Annotated in this window: 4 protein-coding genes; all 4 read left to right on the top strand. The window is 67.5% G+C overall.

Going from position 1 to position 3,613, the window contains the following annotated elements:
• Positions 1–30 precede the first annotated feature (30 nt).
• Positions 31–1,476 carry a dihydrolipoyl dehydrogenase gene (lpdA, locus tag WAZ62_RS22005; protein ID WP_422645661.1) on the top strand — a complete coding sequence of 482 codons (1,446 nt, stop codon included), beginning with the start codon at positions 31–33 and terminating at the stop codon, positions 1,474–1,476.
• A gap of 4 nt (positions 1,477–1,480) precedes the next feature.
• Positions 1,481–2,023: a hypothetical protein gene (locus tag WAZ62_RS22000; protein ID WP_422645660.1), complete on the top strand. Its 543-nt coding sequence runs from the start codon at positions 1,481–1,483 to the stop codon at positions 2,021–2,023.
• On the top strand, positions 2,020–2,451 hold the full coding sequence (locus tag WAZ62_RS21995; protein ID WP_422645659.1) for a hypothetical protein: 432 nt from the start codon (positions 2,020–2,022) through the stop codon (positions 2,449–2,451). Before WAZ62_RS22000 ends, WAZ62_RS21995 begins: the two co-directional genes overlap by 4 nt.
• Positions 2,452–2,526: 75 nt before the next feature.
• On the top strand, positions 2,527–3,285 hold the full coding sequence (locus WAZ62_RS21990) for an alpha/beta hydrolase family protein (protein WP_422645658.1): 759 nt from the start codon (positions 2,527–2,529) through the stop codon (positions 3,283–3,285).
• The last annotated feature ends 328 nt before the right edge of the window (positions 3,286–3,613 follow it).

Raw genomic sequence — 3,613 nt, 5'->3', positions numbered from 1 at the left:
GCGCCCGCCCCGGTGGCTAGCCCCGCGCCGGTGGCCGCGCCCGCCGGTCCTTCGGCCGTCGCCGTCTCGGGCGAGGATGCCTTCGATCTCGTGATCATCGGCGGTGGCCCCGCCGGTTACACGGCGGCGATCCGCGCCGGCCAGCTCGGCTTCAGGACCGCGATCATCGAGAAGCGCGGCACCCTGGGCGGCACCTGCCTCAATGTCGGCTGCATTCCCTCGAAGGCGCTGCTGCACGCGACCGAACTGTTCGACGAGGCGCAGCACGGCTTCGCCAAATTCGGCATCAGGGCGGAGAATGTCTCGGTCGATCTCGACGCGATGATGGCGCATAAGGCCAAGGTCGTCGGCGAGCTGACCAAGGGCATCGAGTTCCTCATGAAGAAGAACAAGGTGACCTATATCGTCGGCACCGCCCGCTTCGCCGGCGCCGATACGATCGACGTCACCCTGAATGACGGCGCCAGCCGGGTGGTCAAGGCGGCGCGCACGCTGATCGCCACCGGCTCCGACGTCTCGTCGCTGCCGGGCATCACCATCGACGAGAAGACCGTGGTCTCCTCGACGGGCGCCCTTTCGCTGACCAAGGTGCCGAAGAAACTGATCGTCATCGGCGGCGGCGTCATCGGCCTCGAGCTCGGCTCGGTGTGGAAGCGCCTGGGCGCCGACGTGACGGTGGTCGAATTCCTCGATCGCATCACCCCGGCGATGGACGGCGAGATTTCCAAGAATTTCCAGCGCATCCTCGGCAAGCAGGGCTTCGAGTTCATGCTGTCCCACAAGGTGACCGGCGTGAAGCCGACCAAGAAGGGCGCCACGGTCACCGTGGTCCCGGTCGCGGGCGGTGACGAGAAGGTGCTGGACGCCGATATCGTCCTCGTCGCGGTCGGCCGCCGGCCCTATACGGACGGGCTCAACCTCGGGGCGGCCGGTGTCGCCACCACCGAGCGCGGCTTTATCCCCGTCGATGCTCATTACGCCACCAATGTCCCGCATATCTATGCGGTGGGCGATGTGATCGGCGGCCTGATGCTGGCCCACAAGGCGGAAGAAGAAGGCGTCGCGGCGGTCGAGATCATGGCCGGCCAGCACGGCCATGTGAATTACGACGCGATCCCCGGCGTCATCTACACCATGCCGGAAATCGCCAATGTCGGCCGCACGGAAGAAGAGCTGAAGAAGGCCGGCATCGCCTACAAGATCGGCAAGTTCCCCTTCACGGCGAATGCCCGCGCCAAGGCCAACGGCCAGACCGAGGGATTCGTGAAGGTGATCGCCGATGCGGCGACCGATCGCATCCTGGGCGCCCATATCATCGGGGCCGACGCCGGCAACATGATCGCCGAAGTCGTGACCGCGATCGAATTCGGCGGCGCGGCCGAGGATCTGGCCCGTACCAGCCACGCCCACCCGACCGAGATGGAAGCGATCCGCGAGGCCGCGCTCGGCGTCAACGGCGGCATCCGGCAGATGTGATGCGATGAACGACCGGCGATCCGACCAGAATGATGGCCAGGGCGCCGGCACGCCCGAGCGCGCGTCGGCGGAGGTGATTCCCTTCCGCCGCCCCGCGAAGCCCGTCACCGTGAAGAAATCCGGCAGCGGCGGCCCGGTGATCGGGCCGCGCAGCCGCATCGCCCACAAGCTGCGTATGGCGGAATCCGCCACCTATGGCGCCTTGTTCAGCCTGGTCGCCTTGACCCTCGAGGCGCCGCTCTCGGCCCTGCCCTATATGGTGATCGCCCTCGCCCTCGGGGCCGGCGCATGGTTCAGCCTGTCGCCCCGGCGCGGCGCCATCGACAATGGCACGGTGGTGGTCACGGCGCTGGCGACGGCCCTGGCCGGCTGGCTCGCCTATGCCGCGATCAAGGGCGTGATCGGCGGCGGCGGCATCCTGACGGTGTTCACCGGTTTCGCCAACGGCATGGCTTACGCCATGGTCGTGGGCTGGCCCGCCGCCATCGTGGCCGGCCTGATCACGCGCCAGCTCTCGGCCCAGTGGCGGCCGCGGGGCCGCCGTTGATCCGCGCTCTTTCGGCCCTTGGTTTCGGCGCCCTCGGCGCCGGGCTGTTCGCCCTCGCGCTGCAGCTCTTTCCCGGCCTCGCCCTCGCCTTGCAGGAAACCGCGCTGCCGGCGCTGGCCGGTACCTTCGTCGCAGCCGCGCTCGTCTGGTACCTGGGCTTCGGCAAGGCCCCCGCGCCATCGCCCGGCCGAGGCGCGGCGCTGGGCGCGCTCGCCGCCGTGCTGGCCAATCCCCTCGCCATCCTCTTCATTTCCGTGAGCGCCGAGGATCGCGGCTCGGCGCCGCTGGACGCCACCGGCATTCTCGTCCTCGCGACCGTGGGCGCGGTGGAGACCAGCCCGGTCTCCCTGCCCGTCGCGATCCTGACCGGCGCTTTCTACGCCTTGCTGCTCGGGCTTCTGGTCCGGGATCGGGTGAGCAGACCGTAGACTTTCTCCCGGCGGTGTTTCGCCGATGCGTCTTTGGAGGCATTCTGAAGCTGCGTGAACGGGGGAGGGGTGTCCATGCGCTTGGCGTTCGGTTTTGCCGCCTTAGGGCTTCTGGTGGTCGCAATGTCGGGCACGGGCGCCCGGGCCGACGAGATCGGCCCCCTCGCGGGCAAGCGCTTCGGCGCCGGAACCAAGGTCACGGTCGTCCTGCTGCATGGCGACGTATCGCGGGGCGGGCCGGCGGACTATCTCTATCCGGTGGCCGAGGGCATCGCGCAGCGTCACCCGGGCGCGTCCGTCTATGCGGTGCTGAGGCCCGGTTACGAGGATTCGGTGGGACTGGTCAGTCCGGGATCGAACAATGGTCGCCGGGATCACTATACGGAAGAGAACAACGATCTGGTGGCGGTGGCGCTTCAGGCCGTGAAATTGCCGGGGGTGCCACTTGTCGCCCTCGGCCATTCCGGGGGCGCGGCGCAGCTCGGTGTCGTCATCGCGCGCCACCCGGGTCTGGTCGACACGGCGATCCTGGCCGCCTGTCCCTGCGATATCCTGCGCTGGCGCGAAATGCAGGGACGGCGCCCGTGGAATTTCAGCCAGTCGCCGCAAGCCTTCGTCGACGACGTTCCGGCCACCACCCATGTTCGCGCGCTGACCGGCACGGCGGACGAGAATACCGCCCCCACCCTCGCCGAAGATTATGTCGCCAGCCTGTCCGGGCGGGGCGTCGATGCCGTCTTCCAGCCCGTGCCCGGGGCCGGACACGATTTCAACGGAGCCTTCGCCGCGGCCGCGGTCGCGGCGGTCGAAACTGAAATCGACAGGATCAGATGATCGCCCCGGTCAGCCGTCGTGGTGCCGTTTTTTCAACCGGAACGCCGGTCGAACGGATTCATGATTGAGGACACACTGGCGTGGCCGAGGGGGGCTTGACCGGGACCGCTGCCCCCACGATTTCCAAATTCTCGTCATCCCGGCGAAGGCCGGGATCTTGTGACGAAAGAGGTGTCTTTTCCTGATCGAGATCCCGGCCTGCGCCCATAGGCGCTAAGATAATGGATTCCCCTTTCTGGCTGATTGTGATTCAAGCTTTGAATGGACATCAGCGTCGACGATCACGATTGGCCGTTGGTTGTTTCCCGCATCGAGGAAGCGATCGACC

It is taken from the genome of Zavarzinia sp., assembly GCF_049306435.1.
In the GTDB taxonomy this organism is placed as follows: Bacteria; Pseudomonadota; Alphaproteobacteria; order Zavarziniales; family Zavarziniaceae; genus Zavarzinia.
The sequence above is the reverse complement of the archived record's forward strand: the minus strand, read 5'-3'. Positions and strand labels throughout refer to the sequence as shown.